Genomic DNA, 20,322 nt, shown 5'->3' on the forward strand with positions numbered 1-20,322 from the left:
TCAAATGCGGCTCACTGAATGTCATTTAGATGGCAGGCCGACAGGCGGCCAGATGCAACTTTGCGCAGCGCCGGACGCTCCACCTTGCAACGCGGCATTACATTCGGACACCGCGGATGGAAGGCGCAGCCTGTGGGCGGATGAAGGGGCGATGGGATCTCGCCTTTGATTGGTGCGAAGGTCCGCTTGCGCGTATCGACCCGAGGCGCCTCCTCAAGAAGGGCTCGGCTGTAGGGATGGTTCGGCCGAGCAAACAGCTCCTCGGTCGGGGCAATTTCGACGACGCGGCCGAGATACATGATGACCGTTCGGTCGGCGATGTGCTCCACCACGCCGAGATCGTGGCTGATGAAAAGGTAGGTCAGCCCAAGGTCTCGACGCAACTCCATGAACAGGTTGATGATCTGCGCTTGAATCGAGACGTCAAGTGCGGCCACGGACTCGTCGCAGACGAGAAATTCCGGCTGTACCGCTAAGGCGCGAGCGATGCCGATGCGCTGGCGCTGGCCGCCCGAGAACTGGTGTGGAAAGCGGGCAGCAAAGGTCGGGTCCAATCCGACTTTGCGCATGATCGCCGCGACATAATCCGCCTGTTCACTGCGGGAGACGAGGCCGTGCACACGTGGCGCCTCGCCAATGATTTCACTGACCCGCAGACGTGGATTGAGCGAGGCCATCGGATCCTGAAATACCATTTGGATCTTGAGCTTCGCCTGCTTTGCCTCATCCGGCGGCAGTGTCGCTATGGGTCTGCCCCTGTAGAGCAATTCACCGGAACTCGGCGACGTGATACCCGCGACCATGCGGCCGAGGGTGGTCTTGCCGCAGCCGGATTCTCCAACCAACCCGACGACCTCGCCGGGAGCGATGGCCAGGCTCACGTCGTCGACCGCATGAATATCGTACTCTTGCACCTTCGCACCGAGCCGCTTTGCCAGACGCTCGGCGAAATCAAGCTTGGTTGAGAACCGCTTGGTGAGGTGGGAAAGTTCAAGCATGGGCTCACTACCAAGCATCGGAGAGGGCTCGACCATGAGCGGAGAGGTGGTCACAGTCATGCGGCGGCCTCCTGCGGGTGGAAGCAGCGCCAGCCGTGATCCCCGCCTGACAGAGGCGGCAAGGCCAGGCAGGCTGCGGTGGCGCGTGGGCAGCGCGGTTGAAAGGCACAGCCCTCGGGCAGTCCGAGCAGAGATGGGGTCATGCCGGGGATCTGCGCCAGCGGCTCACCACGCTTGTTGCGGCTTGGAACCGAGCCGAGCAGGCCATGGGTATAGGGGTGGCGGGCGTGGTCAATAACTTCGACGGTCGTGCCGGTCTCAACGATGCGACCGGCATACATTACGGCGACTCGGTCGGCTAGACCGGACACGACCGCCAGATCGTGTGTGATCCACACCAGGGCGGTGCCAGTCTCCCGGCAGAGCTTCTGTACTTCGAACAGGATCTGCGCCTGGATCGTTACATCCAGCGCCGTGGTCGGCTCGTCGGCGATGATGACATCGGGCTGGTGGAGCAGTGCGATGGCGATGGCAACGCGTTGGCGCATGCCGCCCGAAAACTGGTGGGGATAAGCCGCGAGCCGCTCGTCGGGTGAAGGGATTCCCACTCGGGCCAGTGCCTCGCGCGCCCGCTCCCGAGCTTGCTCGCGCGAGACCCTGTCGTGGGCGAGCACGGTCTCGACCATCTGGGTCTCGACGCTGAGCACCGGGTTCAGCGTCATCATCGGATCCTGGAAAATCATCGCGATGCGGTTGCCGCGCAACTGGCGCAGGCGTTTCTCGCCCGCGGCCACCAAATTCTCGCCCCGATAGAGCACAGCGCCGCTGACGATGCGGCCGGGTGGATCGATGAGGCCTAGGATCGACATACCGGTCACCGATTTCCCGGAGCCGGATTCTCCCACCAGTCCCAGAATTTCTCCACGGTGGAGCGAGAAGCTCACGCCGTCGACGGCCCTGGCAACACCACCGCGGGTGAAGAAATGCGTGTGTAGATCCTCAACCTCGAGCACCGGGTCCTGTCGCATCAATGTGATCTCCTCAATGCTGCAGTCGTGGGTTGAGGACGTCGCGCATCTGGTCGCCGACCAGATTGATGCTGACAACGGTGATCAGCAGAGCGAGACCCGGGAACACGCTGACCCAGAACTCGCCGCTCAGCATGTAATCGAAGCCCGATGCGATGAGCATTCCGAGCGAAGGCTGAGTCACCGGTACGCCGACGCCCAGGAAGGAGAGCGTTGCCTCCAGTGTGATCGCATGGGCGACCTGCACCGTTGCCACAACGATGAGCGGCGGCAGGCAATTCGGCAGCAGATGGTGCAAGACGACACGCTGCTTCGGCAATGCTAAGCATTGGGCTGCCTCAACATATTCCTTGCGGCGCTCGACTAGAGCGGCACTGCGCACGGTGCGTGCGTAATAAGCCCATTGCACGGCAGTCAGCGCAATGATCACCTTGTCGACACCCTTGCCGAGCACGGCAAGAAGGATCAGCGCGATCAGGATGGCCGGAAAGGACAGCTGAATGTCGACCAGCCTCATGATCGTCGCATCGGTACTACCGCCGGCGTAGGCCGCGATCATGCCTACGATCAATCCGATGGCGAGCGCCATAGCGGTGGAGGAAAAGCCGACCAGAAGGCTGGTGCGTAAGCCATAAATGATTGCACTCAGCAGGTCGCGGCCTTGCTCGTCGGAGCCCAGCCAGAACACGTTACCGTCCATGTCGGCGCTGCCGGGGGGTAGCATACCGCTCATGATATCGAGCTTGCTTAGGTCATAGGGATCCTGCGGGGCAATCCAAGGCGCGAGCAGGGCCGAAGAGACGACCAGCACCAGCAGCCCTAAACCCAACACGGCTACTCGACTGTCAAAGAATTCGACAACGAAGCGCTTCAGAGGAGTCTGTACTGTAGGAGCGGAAGCGGGGGCTGCGGTGGTCATGCCTTGGCACCTCCCAGGCGAATACGAGGGTCGAGCAGCGAATAGAGTACGTCCACCACAAGATTGATGACAATGAAGAGCAGTACAGTCACCAGAAGATAGGCGACCACGACTGGCCGATCGAGAAGAAGAATGCTGTCGATCAGGAGCTTGCCCATTCCGGGCCAGGCGAACACCGACTCGGTGACAACGGAGAAGGCGATCACGGAGCCAAATTCGAGCCCGAGCACGGTGACGACCGGGATCATGATGTTCTTCAGAATGTGGACCCCGACGATCCGAGCTGGCGATAGGCCCTTGGCTCGCGCGAAGCGGACGTAATCCTGCAAGGCCACCTCGCGAGTGCCGGCACGCGCCAGACGGATCACGAGAGATACCTTGAACAATGCCAGGTTCAACGCTGGCAGAAGCATGTGCTTGAGACCGTCGGCCGTCAGAAAGCTAAAGGGTATACCGAACACATCCACGGTTTCTCCGCGCCCACTGGCCGGCAGCCAGCCAAGCGAGACGGCGAATGCCATGATCAAGAGCATGCCGACCCAGAAGGTCGGAAGGCTGAAGCCGAGGATCGATCCCGCCATGATGATGCGCCCTGCAGGCGAGTCAGGGCGAAGCCCGGCCCAGATTCCGAGCGGGATCCCAATCAGCACGGCGATGATCATCGCGAGCAGTGCCAGTTCGAGCGTGGCAGGAAAACGCTCAAGAACGAGTTCGACCGCAGGGACGCCGTGAACGAAAGACATGCCGAGATCCCCGGAGAGCGCATTGCCAGCGAAGGCGAAGAACTGCTCGTGCAGGGGACGGTCAAGGCCCAGACGAGCGATGGCAGCCGCCCGCTCGATCTCGTCGGCTTCGGGGCTGATCAGCACATCAATGGGGTTGCCGATCGCGAAAATGCCGGTGAAGACCAGGACGGACATGATTGCGACCACGATCGCACTCTGGGCGATGCGCCGGATCAGGAAAACCAGCATCTCGAATTCCACATGGAAGGCGTTGGGTGGCCGAGGGCGGCATGTGCCGCCCCCGGCTGATTGATGTTACTTCGCCGAGCGGACGGAGGCCGCCAGCGTGTACTGGTCGGCGCGCGGCGCGTAGCTCAAGCCCTTGCGCATGGCCCACGAAGTAACTTCGTAGTGCAGCGGCAAGATCGCTACGTCATCGCTTACGACCTTCATGGCCTCGGCCAGGAGCTTTTCACGAGCGGCGTCGTCGACGGTGGCGAGTGCCTGGGTCAGCAGGTCGTCGAGTTTCGGATTGGAATATCCGGTGTAGTTCGTCGGTCCGAAACCCTTCTCCTTGATCCTCGTGGCGACGAGGGACTTCAGCGGTGATGAAGCTTCGCCTGTCGCAGCGCTCCATCCAGCGAGGAAGACGCTGAACTCACCCTTGTTGCGGCGAGAGAAGAAGACATTGACGGTGGCAGCGTCCACTTGAGTCTTGATACCGATGCGGCTGTACATCTGAGCGACTGCCTGGGCAATCTTCTCGTCGTTGATGTAGCGGTCGTTCGGAGTGCCGATGGTCAGCTCGAAACCGTTGGGATAGCCGGCTTCGGCGAGCAACTGCTTTGCCTTGTTCGGGTCATAAGCGACCTTCAGGTCCGGGTTCGTCCCGAAAAGTCCGGGGGCCAAAAGCTGCGCCGCCGGCTCTGCGGTGTTGTTCATGATCCGCTTCACGATGGCGCCGCGATCGATGGCGAGCGAGAGAGCCTGACGAACGCGGATGTCGCGCAATGGGTTCTTGCCATCGGTGCCACTGATCGTCGGGGTTTTCTCGGCCTGATCGAGAGCAAGATAAACGACGCGGTTGGACATGGTCTCGACGACGGAAACTTTGGGGTCTTTGCGCAGTCGCTCGAGATCCTGCAGTGGCGGTTCGTCCACCATATCAACGTCGCCGGCCAGCAGCGCTGCAACTCGCGGCCCGTCGCTGGTAATCGGCCTGAAAGTCACTTTGTCCCACTCGGGTTTCTCGCCCCAGTAGTCGGGGTTGCGCTCGAGTACGACACGCTCGCCCTTGCGGTACTCGGCGAGCTTGAAGGGACCGGTGCCGATAGCGAGCGTTCCGTCGTTGAAAGCCTGAGTCGAGGGCCAGGAATCCGCCTTGCAGCCGGCCTTGTCGAACGTGACTCCCTCGCCGCCGGCGGCCTTGGCCGAGATGATGCCGAAAGTCGTCATCTCCACAGGCAGGAGCGGATAAGGGGCGGCCGTCTTGACGATGATGGTGTGAGGATCGGGGACCTCAATGGAGTCGATACCCTTGGTATACAGCGTGAACGACGATGGACTGTTTGCTACGTTCGGGATGCGGCAGAGAGTGTAAACGAAGTCCTGCGCCGTGAACTCGCTCCCGTCGTGGAATTTCACGCCCTTACGGAGCTTGAACTCCCAGGTCTTGTCATCGAGCGTGCGCCAGGACTCGGCCAGGGCCGGGATCAGGCGCTGCTTTGCATCCTGATCGACCAAGGATTCAAAGATGTGCCGGCGCAGCGTGTTGTTGGGTGTGAGGTTGTGATAGTGCGGATCGAGTGAGCTTGGCTCGGCTGCTGTGCCGATCCGGAGCTCGGCGGCCGAGGCATGGCTCGCGAGGAGCATGGTGGCTAGGGCGCCGGCAAGGACGGTCGTCTGGTGTTTCATGACCTCTCTGGGACCTCTTCTTGAGACTTGTCTCTTAAGTACAAGACTTGCGTTTATGTTATTAAGTACAAACACCAGTTATCGCATAGCGATAGAGGTGTAGCGCAACGCGATCATCTCAAATATAACGGTCGAGCTTGTCAAGGGATTGCTGGCGGAAGTGTAAGCCCGCAGATGAGCTTTGAGAGGGACGTTGGTCATGACATCGCAGAGGTCCATAATCACTTCGGACCTACCAGACACTCTGCCGTCGAAGCATCCTGGAGATGGAACTGCGCGGGAGGATCCTCTCTTCATCAACTCACTGGCCAAGGGCCTGAGTGTGCTGAAGGCGTTCGACGGTGATTGGGATGCTCTAGGCTTGCGGGAGATCGCGGCGCGATCCGGTATCAGCATGGGAGCGGCACAGCGCATCACGCACACTCTGGTCCGCCTCGGCTATCTGCAAAAAGATGAGAGAACACGCCGATACCGACTCAAGGCGCGCATCCTGGACTTTGCATATCACTACCTCCATGCAAGTCCGCTTTATGAAGTTGCCATACCGTTTGTAGCCGCGGCACGAGACGAGTGCCGAGAGACTGTCAATGTCGCCGAACTCGATGGTCCGGAGGTGGTTGCCGTCATACGGATGCCGAGCCAGCGGCGCATGAATCCGACGTCGACCATCGGACGCCGGCTGCCAGCCTTTTGCACGGCTGGCGGTCGCGCGCAGCTTGCTTGGCTTCCGGCCGATGAGCTTGCCGGCATTCTCGATCGTACCGAGTTCCAAGCGCGGACGCCTCGAACCGTCACCGAGCGTGTCGAGGTCGAGCGTCGCTTGGCGCTTGCGCTGCAGGAGGGCTTTGCCCTCGTCGATGAAGAGGTCAATCTTGGGGAGATTGCGGTCGCCGCGCCGATCCTGGACGGCAATGGCCGTCCCTTGGCGGCCGTCGGTGTTTCGACATCTACGGCGCATTGGACCACCGATGGAGCGCGCGAACGCCTTGCCCCCGTCGTTATGGAAACGGCGCGACGGATCTCGCGCTCCCTGAGGGGCTGGAAGCCTTTTTAATCCTCTACTGGGGCAGCCGCCATTGGAGGCTGGGCATACTTCTCAGAGAGCCTGTTGGGATGGCGTCCCGGCTGACCGAGCATGTCTCATAGATTTGCACTGACGCGCCCAGTTCGAGGCCTGTCGGTCGACAGCAAACATCCGGAATTGGGCGAAGAGCGACCTTTTCCCTGGCCGCGCTTAAAAACCGTCTTTGGCGCTTACCCGATCACCCACATCGAGTTGATCATCCGCTGAAGAGCTCCGGATGTTCGGCCTCGACACGAGGCAGGGCCCCTAAGATTTCCGTGAGATGCCGGCGCATGGCTTCGGCGGCGGCGTCCTCATCGCATGCGTCGATCGCAGCCATAAAAGCCTGATGCTGGTCGATCAGGGGCAGCATCGCTTCCGGGCCAGGGAGGGTGAGTTGGCAAACGCGTCCATATGAGCCTTAATGTCCTGGATTGCCTCCCAAGCCAACGGGCAGCCGACTCCCTCGGTAAGAGCAATATGGAAGAGCTCGTCTTAACGTTGGAACGCTGCATGGCCGTCACGCCGTGCTGCCTGCTCCTGCATCTCGAGAAGATCGCCGATCCTTTGTCGGCTCTGCCGGTCGAGGGATACACACGCCCTCCGCACGACGGCGGTCTCAATCGCCTCACGAACGAAACGGGCTTCCATCATCTTCCGGACTGAGATCTTTACGATCATCGTTCCCCGCTGTGGCTGGATTTCCACCAAGCGGGTTCGAGCTAAGCCGATAAGCGCCTCCCTGACCGGCTGGCGCGAGACCCCATGGCGCTATATCCGGCGGATCCATTTCCTGGATTGCGGATGCTGGGATACTTCTTTGTGTCCGCGACATGGATATGGTGCCCATGGAAATACTGCGTTGGGAGTGCCGCGATGACGATCCCCTTCGATTTGACAGGCAAGACTGCTATCGTGACCGGAGCCAATACAGGACTCGGTCAGGCCATTTCCGTGGCGCTGGCGGAGGCCGGTGCCACGATTGTAGCCGTTGGCCGCTCGGCCATGGACGAAACGGAGCGCCGGTGCCGCGACGTGGGCGCACGATTCCACAGTATTCAGGCCGACCTGTCGAGTCTCGAACCCATTGAACGCATTGTCGCCGAGGGTGCCGAGGTGGGCGGGCGCATCGATATTCTAATCAACAATGCCGGCATCATCAGGCGCGCCGATGCCATCGATTTCAGCGAAAAAGACTGGGATGATGTGATGAATATCAATCTCAAGTCCACCTTCTTCCTATCTCAGGCCGTAGCGCGGCGGATGCTCGCGGATGGTGCTGGCGGCAAGATCATCAACATCGCTTCGCTTCTGTCCTTCCAGGGCGGTATCCGTATTCCGTCGTACACCGCGAGTAAGAGCGGACTTGCGGGTCTCACACGCCTGCTCGCCTGCGAATGGGCCGCGAAGGGCATCAATGTGAATGCCATCGCGCCGGGTTATTTTATCACCAACAACACCGAAGCCCTTCGCAGCGATCCAAAACGGAGCAGTGACATTCTCGCGCGAATTCCTGCCGGACGCTGGGGCGATCCGGCCGACCTTGGCGGTGAAGCCGTGTTTCTGGCGTCCTCGGCGGCAGATTACATCCATGGCATCATTCTGCCCGTGGACGGCGGCTGGCTCGCACGCTGAACCAGGTCTGGAGGAACGATGAACCGCAAAGACGAGACCTTCGCATTCGACAGCAATCTCGACTGGGAACCAGCTGGGGAGGGTATCCGACGCAAGGTGCTGACATACGATGCTGGCGTGATGATGGTCCGTGTGGCCTTTGAAGCCGGGGCCGTAGGTGCGCTTCACTCCCATTCTCACATCCAGTGCAGCTTGGTCGAAGAGGGAGTTTTCGACATCACCATTGCTGGTCGCACTGAGCGACTGAGGCGCGGTGACAGCTTCCTGGTCCCATCCAACGCTGTTCACGGTGCCGTAGCAGTTGAAGCAGGTATTCTCGTCGATGTGTTCACGCCGATGCGGGAAGACTTTGTTGGCGGACCTCCAGCATGAATCGCCGTCTGCCTCGCCGAAACTCTCCTAGGGGCTCGAAGGTGTCGTTTGCCGCCAACTCTAACTGGTAAGTCTATGGTTTTGGGAGCGTTGCCCTAGCAGCCCGGCGGGCAACAGAGGTTTGGCTTGCAGGTGCACTCAGAGCGCACCTCGTTAGGATAAACGTGGTGGGGCTCCGCCTGCCGATTGGACGGAGCGGGCGCCCGCTTCAATTCCGGCCGCCAAGCTTCTCTTGAGATCCGAGGTTCTGAGCCAGGAATGCAGGAAGCCAGCATTGAATGCATCACCTGCTCCTGTGGTATCGACCACGTTGACCGGGAGCGCTTCGGCCGAAATACAGCTCGATCCGCAAGAGGCGATTGCGCCGTATTCACCACGCTTTAGTACAACCAGTGGAAATGTCTCCTGTAGGCTGCGCAGGATAGCCTCCGCTGAGCTTTCTCCGGTCAGCGCTTTGCCTTCCTCGACATTCGGGAGAAAGATGTCGACCCCTCTGCAAAGCTCGAAGAAGTCTGCATCTCGACGGATCAACTGATCATCCCAACTCGGGTCGAGCGAAACCGTTAGGCCGAGGTTCCGGGCTATGGTGATCACATCCGGGCTGTCCTTGAGGGTGGCAAATTCTGCGATGTGCAGATGGGCGATATCACGCGCCGAGAGAGCTTGCTCCAAGGTAGAAGGTCGGGAGCCACCAGCGCGCCTGGACACGAAGGCTCTTTCCCCGCCCTTGACCAGAGCGACTGTAGGCTGCGGACCGGCATCGCCCGAGCGCTCCACAAAGGACAGGTCGATCCCGCTGGCCTCGAGCTCAGGGTCGAGGCTTCTCGATAAAGGGTCGGTTCCCAGGCGGGTGAGGAGTGCTGCCGGGCGGCCGAGAGAGGCAAGATGGGCCGCCGTAATATAGGCTCCGCCTCCAGCCGCGATCGTCACATCCTGTGCAAAGCGCTCTCGACCGAGCACGGGCATCTCAGACAGGCCCGTGAAAATGATGTCGCAATAGGTCCGACCAAGGCACGCGACCTTGCTGGGTATCAAGGGCATTCCGCTCATCGGGCCGCCAATGATTTTTCTGTCGCCTTATCGAAGTAGTAGAGCCTTTCCGACGAGGCATGGAGAGTCATATGCTCGCCAATACGCGGGATCTGCCGACCCGGTGCTGAGCCGATGACGGTCTGGCCCGCGCTCTCGATATGGACGAGCGTTTCAGACCCCAAGGTCTCTACGACCACGACCGTGCCCGATACGGTCAGGCCCTGTGGGTCCGCTACAGTCGGAACGAGATCCTGCGGGCGGGCGCCGACCAGAATGTCGGATGTCGTTGCCGACGAATACGGTACCCGAACCGAACCGCCGACTGAAAGGTCTGCGCCGCCGTCCCGCAGGGAGGCAGGCAGCAGGTTCATGGTCGGGCTGCCGATGAAGCGCGCCGTGAACACATCGACTGGTTTCTCGTAAAGCTCCAGGGGTGTACCGACCTGAAGAATTCGGCCCTCGCGCATCACCACGATCCTGTCGGCCATGGTCATGGCCTCGACTTGGTCATGGGTGACGAAAACAGAAGTAGTGCCGAGCCGGTGATGAAGCCGCTTTATCTCTATACGCATCTGAGTGCGTAACTGAGCGTCGAGGTTCGAGAGGGGCTCGTCGAATAGGAATGCGGCAGGATTGCGGACCATCGCACGGCCGATGGCCACGCGCTGGCGTTGACCGCCCGAAAGGGCGGAAGGACGGCGCTCCAGAAGTTGAGACAAGCCGAGCGTTTCGGCGACTTGCTCGACGCGCTGACGTTTCTCGCTCTTCGAGAGTTTGGAGCGATAGAGGCCGAAGGCGATGTTGTCGGCCACCGTCATATGTGGGTAGATTGCGTAGTTCTGGAACACCATGGCGATATTCCGGTCCTTGGGCTGAAGGTCGTTGACAACGCGCCCGTCGATCCGGATCTCGCCTTCGCTGATTTCCTCAAGCCCTGCAATCATTCGCAGTGTGGTCGACTTGCCACATCCTGAGGGGCCGACCAGAACGACGAATTCGCCATCCTGTATCGACAGGTCGATCCCATGGACAACAGTCGACTGTCCATAGCGCTTGATCAGGCGATCGAGTTCAATGGTCGCCATTAACGGACTCCGAGAAGTGCGGTGAAACGGGTTTGGAGATCCTGCGCCGACGCTTGGGCACGTTGAGCCGCCTCCTGGATGCGGCTCCGCATGCCAGAGATTTCCTGATTGTATCCGGCAATCGCATGGGACAACGCTCCTGGGGCCGGTCCGCCGAACCTGTCGCGAACAGCGACGAAGTTCTCCGGCGAGACGATCTCGGCGAACTGGGCAACGTCGATTGTCGTCTGTCGCTTCGCGCAGCGTTCGAAAGCCTCCCGGAAGGTCTCATAGCCGTCGACCGCGATTTCTCCCCCGATGGCAACGACGGAGCGGGAGACTTCCGCTGCGATCTCGTGCGCTTCACGGAACGAAAGTCCCTCACGGCGCACCAAGCTGTCGGCGAGTTCTGTCACGGTGATACAGCTGCGGCGGATGTTTTGGCGAACCCTGTCGGGATTGATGCGCAGAGCCGGGATGAGGGCCGTGATCAGGTCGAGGACACGCCCACCGCTCTCGAAGGCGCCATAACCGAAGCTCTGGCTCTCACCCTCACTGTCGTTCATGTCCGTGAAGGGCGTGTTATGCATGATCGTGAGCATGGCCTGTGCCCGCCCGACGGTCTGCGATGCGAGGTGCCGCATGTGCTCGATGGGAACGGGATTGCGCTTTTGCGGCATGATCGAGCTGATCTGCACGAAGGCATTGGGAACGTAGACTTGGCCCACTTCGAAACTTGTCCAGAACTGCAGATCCTGGATGAGCCGGCCAAGATGCAGGAAGATCAGTTCGATCGAGGAATAAGTCGAGGTGATGTAGTCTATGGATGCAATGCACCCATAGGAGTTCTGCAGCGGGCGGCTGAAGCCGAGGAGGTGGGCCATGAGGTCCCTATCGATGGGAAAGCCGCTCGTGGTGATGGCGGCTGCTCCCATGGGGCTGCGGTCGACGATGTCACGGGCGGCCTCCAGTCGGGCGATATCGCGCAGCAGGGTTTCCAGAACGGCGGAGAGGTAATGGCCGAAGACCGTCGGCTGTGCCGGCTGCCCATGGGTGTAGGCGACGATCAACGTGCTGCTTTCCCGCTCCGCCACCGATGCAAGGGTCTCGGCCAATCGTACCAAGCGTTCCAGCAAGGGATCAATCCGCTGCTTGAGACCTATCTTGAGCAGGGTATGATCGATATCGTTGCGGGAGCGGGCCGTGTGGAGACGTCCCGCGAGATCAGGGCCCAAGCGGGCGCGGAGCTCCTTCTCGATCAGAAAAAAGAAGTCCTCCACTTCACCGGTATAGGTCAAAGTGCTCACATCGACCTCGCGGTCGATGGCATCGAGAGCCTGGGCTATGGGCCGAGCCTGCTCGATTGTCAGGATTCCGGTGTCATGGAGCATGACAAGGTGAGCCCGATCGATGCGGCGAAATCCCTCCACATGATGATCCTTCGCCCCGTCGAAGAGTGGGCGAAGGACGGTTTCCTTGTAGACAGGATCCGGAAATATGGAGGTGTCACTGAAAGTGCCGATAGCCATTGGCATTAGCCTTTAAGTCCCGCCAGCATCACCCCTCGGACGATGTAGCGTTGAAGGATCAGGAAGATGATGAGGGTCGGGAGGGTCGCGATGCTCGCGCCTGTCATGATTTTCTCCCACTGGATGGACTGCTCTACCGCGAAGCTGGAGAGGCCAACAGGAAGAGTGTAGAGTTCGGCGCTCGTCGTCACGATAAGCGGCCAAAAGAAGGCCGTCCAATTGCCCAGGAAGGTAAAGATCGCGAGCGCTGACAGGGCAGGGGTCACCAGCGGCATGGCGATTTTCCACCAGATAGTGAACTCGTTGAGCCCGTCTATTCTCGCTGCCTCCAGGAAGTCGTCCGGCACGCCTTCGAAGAACTGTTTCATCAGGAAAGTGCCGAAGGCTGTCATCATGCCTGGGAACATGATGCCCCAGTAGCTGTCCAGCCATCCGAACTGGCTGGCCATGAGATACCAAGGCAGTACCAGCATCTCGGTCGGAATCATGAGGGTGGATAGAATCGCGACGAAGACGAGATACCGGCCACGGAACCGAAACTTCGCCAACGTGTAGCCGACCAGACTGTCGAAAAAAACGTTCGAGACGGTGACGATAACCGCCACGATCATCGAGTTGACGAACCAGCGCGTGAAGCGGCCGTCGCCCAGAATTTCAATGTAGTTGTCGAACGTCGGTGATTGCGGGATCACCCGCAGATCGTAGACCTGCGAGGCATCCTTGAGAGACGTCGACAGCATGAAGAGGAGCGGCGTCACCATGATCATGCCGCCGATCAACAGGAGCGTCCAAGCAATAATTCTGCCGGGCCTGATCCGGGGCATGGGCAGACCTTGGGAGGAGGATGCGGAAGCTCTCATCACCGGTCTCTCATGATGCGCAGTTGAACAAGGGAGATCACAAGCAGGATCAGGAATAGAACCACCGTCTGAGCGGCCGCATATCCCATTTCGTAGGAGCTGAAAGCCGTCTGATAGATCATCAGGACGAGGGGCTTGGTCGAATTGAGGGGGCCGCCGGGATCGTTCGTATTGATATTGTAGACTTGGTCGAAGATGCGCAGGAAACCGATAGACGAGAACACGACCAGGAAAACCAAGGTTGGCTTGAGCAGCGGAAGGGTGATCTTTCGCAGGATTGCACCCTCTGAGAGGCCGTCGATGCGCGCGGCCTCATAATAGGTAACGGGAATCGCCCGCAGGCCGGCGAGAAAGATGATGATCTGGAAACCCAGACCTGCCCAAACTGCGGGCGCGAGCACGGCCGGTAGCGCCTGCGAGGTCGAGCGAAGGAAGGGCTGCTGGGGGATGCCGAAGCTTGAAAGAATATCGTTGATCACGCCGATAGGGACCGGCTGGTAGAACCAGCGCCAGACCCACGCCATCGCGGCTGCCGTCGTGAGGAACGGAAGAAAGTACAGGGCGCGGATGAACGAGTGCATAAACCGCACCCGGTCGAGATAATAGGCCACGACGAACGAGATCAGCAGGCTGATCGGCGTGCCCAGGATGAGATACATGAAGGTGTTGCGGAATACCTGCCAGAAGAGGGGATCCGCAAACAGCCTCTTGTAGTTCTCCAGCCCGATGAAGGTGGCAGGCCGCGTGATAGTCCAGTCCGTGATCGAGAGGTAGAAAGCCTGAAAGGTCGGCCAGAAGCGGATCACGGCATAGAAGATCAGCGGAACCGCGAGGAAACCCCACGCCCATATCACCTGTTTCTGGCCGAGGCTCATCCTCGACCAGAGGCCGCCTGAGGCGGCCTCTCGATGTGCGATAGCGGACATTGGTTTGATCCCCGCGAGCTTCCGGCTTAGCGCTTGGCGCGGTCGATGATCGCCTGTTCGGCTTCGGCTGCCTTGGCGAGCGAAGTCTTCGGATCCTCGCCACCGATCAGGACGCGGTTGGTCATATCGATGGTCACCTGCCGCTGGGCCGCTTCGTCCTTGAACATGGTCGTATGGGCATATTCAAGACCTTTGAGGAACGGGCCATAGACCGGGTGAGCGATGTTCTCAGGAGTGAGAGCCGCGGCGCGGCGTGCCGGCAGTTCGCCCACTACCTCCATCCAAATCTTCATGGCTTCGGGCGATGAGACATAGGCCAGGAACTTCTCCGCTGCCGCGAGCTTCTCGCCCTCTGCCTTCGTGGTGATCGCGTTGGCGAAATAGCTCGCGTAGTTGCTGCGCACGCCCTGAGCATTGGCCGGGAGCTCGACCACGCCCCATTCAAAGCCCTTGATCGTGTTGAAGGAACCCAGCCGGAAGGTGCCGTCGATGGTCATGGCTGCTAGGCCTGCCCGGAAAGCGGCCTGACCCTCGTCCATAAAGCCGACTTGACCCACCTTGTGCTTCTTCTGGAGGTCCGTGTAGAAGGTCAGCGCCTTTAGGCCGGCTTCGTCGTTGTAGGCGACTTTCGTGTCGTTCTCCGTATAGGGAGCACCGCCGAACTGCCGGATCAGCACTTCACGCCACCACTGGTGATCCTGTCCACCCATATCGAGCGTCATGCCGGCGGAGATAATATTGCCGCTGCTATCGCGCTTGGTGGTCTTCTCGGCCGCAGTGACGAGTTCATCAAGGGTCTTTGGCGGATTGTTCGGATCGAGACCAGCATCCTTGAAGGCCTTCTTGTTATAGAACAGTGCCAGGGAACGCACGGCGGTCGGTAGGCCGTAATAGTCGTTTCCGCGCTTCATCGCGCTCACGATCGGGAAGAAATCGCGCTCGATATCGGCGCTGGGGAAAGCTTCCGCGCGCAGGGGGCGGATCATCTTGCCGGCGATGAAGTTGTCGGTCCAGCCGTAGAAGAGTTGCACCACGTCAGGTCCCTGGCCGGCAAGGATCGCAGCGGCGACCTTTGTTTGGTAGTCCGCATAGGGAAACGTGGTCTGCTTGACCTTGATGTCAGGATTGGCCTCTTGGAACTTGGTGATCAGCTGGTTCATCGCCTTGACGCGCGTATCGAACACATACTGCCAGTATTCGATCTCGACGGCCTTGGCGCTGGATGTTGTCAGGATGGCGAAGCCTATGGCGGCGCTCGCGAGCAGGTGATGAAAACGCATATCCCTCTCCATTGTTGCTGGGCGCGAGGCGCCGGCTTTTCTTTGGTGGCGGCCTGAGCAAGGACCGCTCCAGTCTCAAGGCTCCCTTAGAGTTACCAGCCTGTCAATAAGATAATTCACTTGAGTTATTCTTTGCCTCGCGTCATCGTACGTCGTGGAGTGCCGGAGATGCCGAGAAAATCCAAAACCGGGGCACAATCGACGATCGGAAGCAATCCGGAGCGAAACCGCTCTCACAATCGTCGTGTGGTGCTGGATGTTGTGCGTCAGTTAGGTCCAGTCGGACGGATGGAAATCTCGCGCCATGCACATCTTAGTACCCAGGCTGTCTCGAATATCGTTGAAGACCTCGTCGCGGACGGCCTGCTGATCAGGACCGGGCGGCTCAGGGCAGGCCGGGGCCTACCGCCGATCCAGTTCGCGGTTAATCCCAACGGCGGTATGACGGCAGGAATCGAGATTGCCGCGGACCAGATTTCCACCCTCCTCGTTGACATGGGTGGCCGTGTTCGTGCGCAACGGAGCTTGTCGATCCAGCGGAACGATCCCGAAACGGTGCTTCCCGCCATAAAAGCCGAGATCGAGGCGGCGCAGGCGCAGTTAAAGCCTCCTGTCCCACAGCTTCTTGGGGTCGGCGTCGTCATGCCGGGTCCATTTGATGTCGAAGGCATGACGTCCGTCGGGCCGACGACCTTGTCGGGGTGGCTGGATTTCAATGCGGTTGCCGGTATTGGGCAAGTGCTCGGCTCTCCAATCACGCTTGAGAACGATGCCACCGCTGCGGCCGTCGGCGAGCGCCTTTACGGTGCGGCCCAGGACCTGAAAAGCTTCTGCCTGATTTATTTCGGACAAGGACTGGGCCTGGGAATCATGATCGACGGACGTCCGTATCGCGGGGCCAACGGCAATGCGGGCGAGATCGGCCACGTGCTGGTGGAGAAGGGCGGACGCCTCTGCTCGTGCGGACAGCACGGTTGCCTCGAGGCCTATGCGTCGATTCATGCCCTTGCGGAAAGGCTAACAGCAGCCGGAATCCAGAATACCGATTATGCGCATCTGGAGTGGCTCCATCGCGAGAAGCATCCTGTCGTCCAAGCCTGGATCCAGGAGGCGGCCGGCTATCTCGCACCTCAGATCGCAATGCTCGAAAACCTCTTCGATCCTGAGGCTATCGTGATTGGCGGCGCTCTTCCGCCCGGCCTCCTGGAGGATCTCACACAGGCCATGCAGCCGCTTCCCCTGTCGGTCGCCCGCCGCAGGAACCGGAACGAAGCGCGCCTGATCCATGGGCGAACAGGCCGGCTTACGGCCGCCCTCGGAGCTGCCGCCTTGCCACTCTTGGAAACGATGACGCCGCGGCTCGACACCGCTCAGGCGGCGGACCGGGAGCAATCGAACGAGGAGATCTCTCTTGTTGGATGATCATAGTCGTCTCGCCCGCGCTGCCCATGATCCAGCTCTTGTCCGCCTGCATCGGGCTCTAAGCCGGTTGCCGTCCGTCGTGACCGTGATGAATACAGGGGCACATCCGGACGACGAGGCCAACGGTATGCTGGCGGCGTTGAGGTTCGCCTATGGCATGCGCGTCGTCGTGGCCTGCTCCACAAGGGGGGAGGGCGGCCAGAATGCTCTCGGACCTGAGCGGGGAGGTGCCCTTGGCGTGCTTAGGACCGCCGAGATGGAGGAAGCTGCTCGACGTATAGATGCCGATGTGGTGTGGCTCGGCCACGGACCAGACGATCCGGTTCATGATTTCGGTTTTTCTAAGAACGGGGACGATACGCTCCGGCGGTGGGGCGAGGAACGCATCGTCGAACGGCTCGTCCATGCCTATCGACAGTACAGGCCGGATATCGTCATCCCGACCTTCCTGGATGTGCCAGGGCAGCATGGTCACCACCGGGCGATGACCCGGGCGGCTGAAAGAGCATTCGTCCTGGCGGCCGATCCCTCTGCCTTTCCGGAACACAGGGGATTGGGCCTCCAGCCTTGGCAGGTTTCCAAGTTCTATCTCCCGGCATGGTCGGGGGCGGGCTATGCGTACGATGACGAGGTGCCTCCACCCGTGACGCTCAGCATCCAGGTTGCCGGAGGCGATGAGGTCACCGGTTTGGCATACCGGCAGCTCGGCGAGTGGTCCCGAGCGGCGCATGCATCCCAAGGCATGGGCGTGTGGCGCGACCGTCCGTCCGACCAGTGGAATCTTCATCTGAAGCTCCGGGCTGGCGGTCCGTCGGAGTCCGAGAGCGACATTCGCGATCACCTGTCTGCAAGCCTTGCGGATCTTGCTACTACGCCGGGGCTGACGCAGGCCGCGGCCGCTGCTCTGCGGGAGGCGCAGGACCATATTGATGCCGTCCTTGCAGTGTTCCCGGATCGCAGGCGGATCAGCGAGGCGCTCGGACGGGCGGCGAACCTGATTGAAGTTGTAAGAGGAGACTTGGATCGGGAAACCGTCGATCGGATGCGACATCGTCTCGATCGCAAGCTGCGGGAGATCGATGCTGTTCTTTTCGAAGTGCATGCGAAAGCAGCGCGTGCGCTCTTCGAGGGCTCGTGCCATCCGGGGGCGCGGATGGTTCTAGACATCCACATCGATGCGCCCGGCCTTGAGAACCTCACGGTCTCACCCCGTCTTCCCGATGGAGTAGAGGCCTTTGAGACAGCTCGGGAGCCGGGGCATGTCCAGTACGCGATCACGATTCCAGCGTCGGCACCACATTCAGGCAACTATCCCGAGGCGTATGATCCTCTCGGCGCCAATGGTGAAGCCGGCGTCATTGTCTCGGGCGAAGTAGAAGGACGCACCATCGGGGTTGATCTAGACCCTGAGGAACCTCTGAAGATAGTCCCTCTGAAGTCCTTGTTCCTTGATCCCGTCACTGCGACCATCAGGATCGGAGACCGCCCATCCAGCATCCAGGTTAAGGCCGCAGGGGCTGACCCCTCAGACTGGCATGCACCGGAAGGCTGGAATGTCCGAACAGAGGGCGGCGACTGGATCATCGATCCGCCACAGCTGACAAGGCCCGGAGTTTCACGCCTCATTCCCATCGTTGATGGCAGGCCGATAAGCCAGGTCCAAACTGTTGCCTATCCTCATATTCATCCGACCTTCTATATTGCGCCGGCAGAGCTCAAGGTTCTGGCGCTTGATGTCGCTCTGCCGACCGATGCGCGCATCGGATACGTGGGAGCTGGAAGCGACAATGTTGGCACCCACATGCGCCGCCTCGGTCTTGAGGTTACGGATCTCGCGGAAGCCGATCTGCAGATCGGCTCTCTTTCGGAGTTTACAACTATCCTCGTCGGCATCTTCGGGTTTGGGCTCCGACGGGATCTTCAGGCTGCAACCAAGCGCCTGCATCGGTTCGTGGAGGAGGGCGGACACTTGGTGACGCTCTACCACCGTCCCACTGACGGTTGGAATCCCGATCATACGCCACCGCGCCGCCTCGTCATCGGCTCGCCGTCCCTAAGATGGCGCGTGACTGATCCCTCCGCTCCGGTGACGGTTCTAAAGCCCAACAGCCCCTTGCTTATGTCTCCGAACCGAATCGAGGTGAATGACTGGCAGGGCTGGGACAAGGAGAGGGGGCTCTATTTTGCGGCGGAATACGACCCCGCCTACGAGGAGCTTCTTGCTCTGAATGATCCGGGAGAGAGCCCGCTCAAGGGTTCGCTCGTTTCCGCCCGCATTGGGCGGGGACGCCATACCCATGTGGCGCTCGTGCTGCACCATCAGCTGGACAAGCTGGTTCCCGGCGCCTTCCGCCTTCTGGCGAATCTGGTCCAGCCTGCCTGAAGACTCGTGAGGGGATATGGCGGCTGCACCCGAAACCGATGCGCTCCTGTCTCCGATCCCCTTGTGGAGGAGTGCGGTTTGGCTGTTGCTCGATATGGCGCTGGTCACGACCATGCAGGCCCTTGTCAAGGCTGCAGGCGAGTCATACCCGGCCGTCCAACTCGTCTTCCTGCGCTCGCTCGTCGGGTTTGTGGCTGTAGCCCCATTGGTGTGGCATCACCGTGCCAAGCTTACGAACCTGTCCAACATCCGCGGCCATCTCGCTCGCGTTGCGTTCAACTCTGCCGCGCTGACATTCAACTTTGCCGCCTTCGCGGCATTGCCTCTCGCTCTGGTCACTGCGATCGGGTTCACACGGCCGCTCATGCTTCTGGTGATGGCGACCTTCATGCTGGGCGAGAGCGTCAGCAAAATTCGCTACGTCTTCACAGCGTTTGGTTTCCTCGGCGTCATTCTCATGGTTCGACCAGACACGATCCCGTGGAACATAGGGTTGGTTGCAGCCTTCGGATCCGTATTCTTCGGCTCTCTGGCTGTGGTTCAGACGAGACGCCTTGCGAGTGAGAACACGGTTGTGCTCATGCTCTTCTACACGATTGGTCTGACTGTGCTGACGTCAATTCCCGCTGTCATCGTGTGGGTGCCGATCCCGTGGGCTGAGGCGCCAAACATCATCCTCATCGGCGTCCTGGCGCAGTTGGGGCAGTATTGCTGGCTGCAAGCCTATCAGAAGCAGGAGGCACGGCTTTTGGCTCCGATAGGATACCTGTCGATTGTCTTCTCAGGCTTCGCTGGTTGGCTCTACTTCGAAGAAGTTCCATCGCTGTCCCTGTGCCTTGGTGCAGCTATCGTGGTCCTGACCACGGTATTAGCGACACCAGCTGAACGGCGGCTCAGGAGCGGGAGACGGGCATAAGGCCCAGATCGGATTGGCGACGGAGTTCGCCCGTAGATGAGGAATACCGACTCAGTCTTTGCTCCGCCGGGCAGCCGGGGGCTGGACGGCAAAAAGCCCCTGACGTTTGTGGCGTTCAGGGGCTTTTTTGTGTCGGTGGTTGCGGGGACAGGATTTGAACCTGTGACCTTCAGGTTATGAGCCTGACGAGCTACCGGGCTGCTCCACCCCGCGCCAGGGAGGGCCTTCGAAGCAGGCTTCGAAGGCGAAGGCGCGC

Annotated in this window: 19 protein-coding genes, 1 tRNA gene and 1 pseudogene; 8 read left to right on the forward strand and 13 right to left on the reverse strand. The window is 60.3% G+C overall.

The genetic code is table 11. From position 1 onward, the window contains the following. Positions 1 to 11 precede the first annotated feature (11 nt). The 5 genes from ACFOYU_RS18085 to ACFOYU_RS18105 form a co-directional block, all read right to left on the reverse strand. Positions 12 to 1,058: an ABC transporter ATP-binding protein gene (locus tag ACFOYU_RS18085; RefSeq protein ID WP_377034679.1), complete on the reverse strand. Its 1,047-nt coding sequence runs from the start codon at positions 1,056 to 1,058 to the stop codon at positions 12 to 14. Next, a complete protein-coding gene (locus ACFOYU_RS18090) occupies positions 1,055 to 2,026 on the reverse strand; it encodes an ABC transporter ATP-binding protein (protein WP_377034680.1) in 972 nt (323 codons plus the stop codon). Before ACFOYU_RS18090 ends, ACFOYU_RS18085 begins: the two co-directional genes overlap by 4 nt. Before the next feature lie 13 nt (positions 2,027 to 2,039). After that, entirely contained in the window at positions 2,040 to 2,945 is a 906-nt protein-coding gene (locus tag ACFOYU_RS18095; protein ID WP_377034681.1) for an ABC transporter permease, read from the reverse strand. Then, positions 2,942 to 3,919, reverse strand: coding sequence for an ABC transporter permease (locus ACFOYU_RS18100; RefSeq protein ID WP_377034682.1), 978 nt, complete (start codon positions 3,917 to 3,919; stop codon positions 2,942 to 2,944). The genes ACFOYU_RS18095 and ACFOYU_RS18100 overlap by 4 nt, the downstream gene beginning before the upstream one ends. Positions 3,920 to 3,985: 66 nt before the next feature. Further along, complete coding sequence (locus ACFOYU_RS18105) at positions 3,986 to 5,584, reverse strand: ABC transporter substrate-binding protein (protein ID WP_377034683.1); 1,599 nt, start codon at positions 5,582 to 5,584, stop codon at positions 3,986 to 3,988. Between the two features lie 199 nt (positions 5,585 to 5,783). Here ACFOYU_RS18105 and ACFOYU_RS18110 point away from each other — a divergent pair, with 199 nt between their 5' ends. Further along, positions 5,784 to 6,638 carry an IclR family transcriptional regulator gene (locus tag ACFOYU_RS18110; protein ID WP_226739202.1) on the forward strand — a complete coding sequence of 285 codons (855 nt, stop codon included), beginning with the start codon at positions 5,784 to 5,786 and terminating at the stop codon, positions 6,636 to 6,638. A 226-nt stretch (positions 6,639 to 6,864) separates the two neighbouring features. Here ACFOYU_RS18110 and ACFOYU_RS18115 read toward each other — a convergent pair whose 3' ends face one another. Beyond that, a complete protein-coding gene (locus tag ACFOYU_RS18115; protein WP_377034684.1) occupies positions 6,865 to 7,020 on the reverse strand; it encodes an FCD domain-containing protein in 156 nt (51 codons plus the stop codon). A 140-nt stretch (positions 7,021 to 7,160) separates the two neighbouring features. Between ACFOYU_RS18115 and ACFOYU_RS18120 the strand changes: the two genes are divergently transcribed. The 3 genes from ACFOYU_RS18120 to ACFOYU_RS18130 all read left to right on the forward strand — a co-directional run bounded on the left by ACFOYU_RS18120 (position 7,161) and on the right by ACFOYU_RS18130 (position 8,654). Continuing rightward, positions 7,161 to 7,313: a hypothetical protein gene (locus tag ACFOYU_RS18120; protein ID WP_377034685.1), complete on the forward strand. Its 153-nt coding sequence runs from the start codon at positions 7,161 to 7,163 to the stop codon at positions 7,311 to 7,313. Between the two features lie 210 nt (positions 7,314 to 7,523). Continuing rightward, the gene (gene kduD, locus ACFOYU_RS18125) at positions 7,524 to 8,282 is read left to right on the forward strand and encodes a 2-dehydro-3-deoxy-D-gluconate 5-dehydrogenase KduD (protein WP_377034686.1); all 759 of its coding nucleotides are present in this window, start codon (positions 7,524 to 7,526) and stop codon (positions 8,280 to 8,282) included. Positions 8,283 to 8,300: 18 nt separating this feature from the next. Further along, entirely contained in the window at positions 8,301 to 8,654 is a 354-nt protein-coding gene (locus ACFOYU_RS18130) for a cupin domain-containing protein (protein ID WP_377034687.1), read from the forward strand. Between the two features lie 153 nt (positions 8,655 to 8,807). On the opposite strand, the gene ACFOYU_RS18135 is transcribed toward ACFOYU_RS18130, so the two are convergent. The 6 genes from ACFOYU_RS18135 to ACFOYU_RS18160 are packed head-to-tail and all read right to left on the reverse strand — an operon-like array spanning position 8,808 to position 15,357. Next, complete coding sequence (locus ACFOYU_RS18135) at positions 8,808 to 9,695, reverse strand: carbohydrate kinase family protein (protein ID WP_377034688.1); 888 nt, start codon at positions 9,693 to 9,695, stop codon at positions 8,808 to 8,810. A gap of 5 nt (positions 9,696 to 9,700) precedes the next feature. Further along, a complete protein-coding gene (locus ACFOYU_RS18140) occupies positions 9,701 to 10,771 on the reverse strand; it encodes an ABC transporter ATP-binding protein (RefSeq protein ID WP_377034689.1) in 1,071 nt (356 codons plus the stop codon). Continuing rightward, a complete protein-coding gene (gene argH / locus ACFOYU_RS18145; protein ID WP_377034690.1) occupies positions 10,771 to 12,285 on the reverse strand; it encodes an argininosuccinate lyase in 1,515 nt (504 codons plus the stop codon). Before argH ends, ACFOYU_RS18140 begins: the two co-directional genes overlap by 1 nt. Then, positions 12,285 to 13,139 (reverse strand): carbohydrate ABC transporter permease, encoded by an 855-nt coding sequence (locus ACFOYU_RS18150; protein WP_377034691.1) that lies wholly within the window; start codon positions 13,137 to 13,139, stop codon positions 12,285 to 12,287. The genes argH and ACFOYU_RS18150 overlap by 1 nt, the downstream gene beginning before the upstream one ends. Continuing rightward, positions 13,139 to 14,065 carry a carbohydrate ABC transporter permease gene (locus ACFOYU_RS18155; protein ID WP_377034692.1) on the reverse strand — a complete coding sequence of 309 codons (927 nt, stop codon included), beginning with the start codon at positions 14,063 to 14,065 and terminating at the stop codon, positions 13,139 to 13,141. Before ACFOYU_RS18155 ends, ACFOYU_RS18150 begins: the two co-directional genes overlap by 1 nt. Positions 14,066 to 14,091: 26 nt before the next feature. Then, positions 14,092 to 15,357: an extracellular solute-binding protein gene (locus ACFOYU_RS18160; protein ID WP_377034693.1), complete on the reverse strand. Its 1,266-nt coding sequence runs from the start codon at positions 15,355 to 15,357 to the stop codon at positions 14,092 to 14,094. 156 nt (positions 15,358 to 15,513) lie between these two features. Between ACFOYU_RS18160 and ACFOYU_RS18165 the strand changes: the two genes are divergently transcribed. The 4 genes and pseudogenes from ACFOYU_RS18165 to ACFOYU_RS18180 all read left to right on the forward strand — a co-directional run bounded on the left by ACFOYU_RS18165 (position 15,514) and on the right by ACFOYU_RS18180 (position 20,066). Beyond that, a complete protein-coding gene (locus ACFOYU_RS18165) occupies positions 15,514 to 16,767 on the forward strand; it encodes an ROK family transcriptional regulator (protein WP_377034696.1) in 1,254 nt (417 codons plus the stop codon). A 127-nt stretch (positions 16,768 to 16,894) separates the two neighbouring features. Continuing rightward, positions 16,895 to 17,215, forward strand: a pseudogene (locus tag ACFOYU_RS18170) (PIG-L family deacetylase); the annotation flags it as partial. 495 nt (positions 17,216 to 17,710) lie between these two features. Beyond that, positions 17,711 to 19,150: a hypothetical protein gene (locus ACFOYU_RS18175; protein ID WP_377034697.1), complete on the forward strand. Its 1,440-nt coding sequence runs from the start codon at positions 17,711 to 17,713 to the stop codon at positions 19,148 to 19,150. Between the two features lie 16 nt (positions 19,151 to 19,166). After that, a complete protein-coding gene (locus ACFOYU_RS18180; protein ID WP_377034694.1) occupies positions 19,167 to 20,066 on the forward strand; it encodes a DMT family transporter in 900 nt (299 codons plus the stop codon). A gap of 136 nt (positions 20,067 to 20,202) precedes the next feature. Here the strand turns inward: ACFOYU_RS18180 and ACFOYU_RS18185 are convergent. Continuing rightward, a tRNA-Met gene (locus ACFOYU_RS18185) sits at positions 20,203 to 20,279 on the reverse strand. Positions 20,280 to 20,322 lie beyond the last annotated feature (43 nt).

Origin of the sequence: Microvirga sp. GCM10011540 (assembly GCF_042650665.1) — a bacterium.
Lineage (GTDB): Bacteria > Pseudomonadota > Alphaproteobacteria > Rhizobiales > Beijerinckiaceae > Microvirga > Microvirga lenta.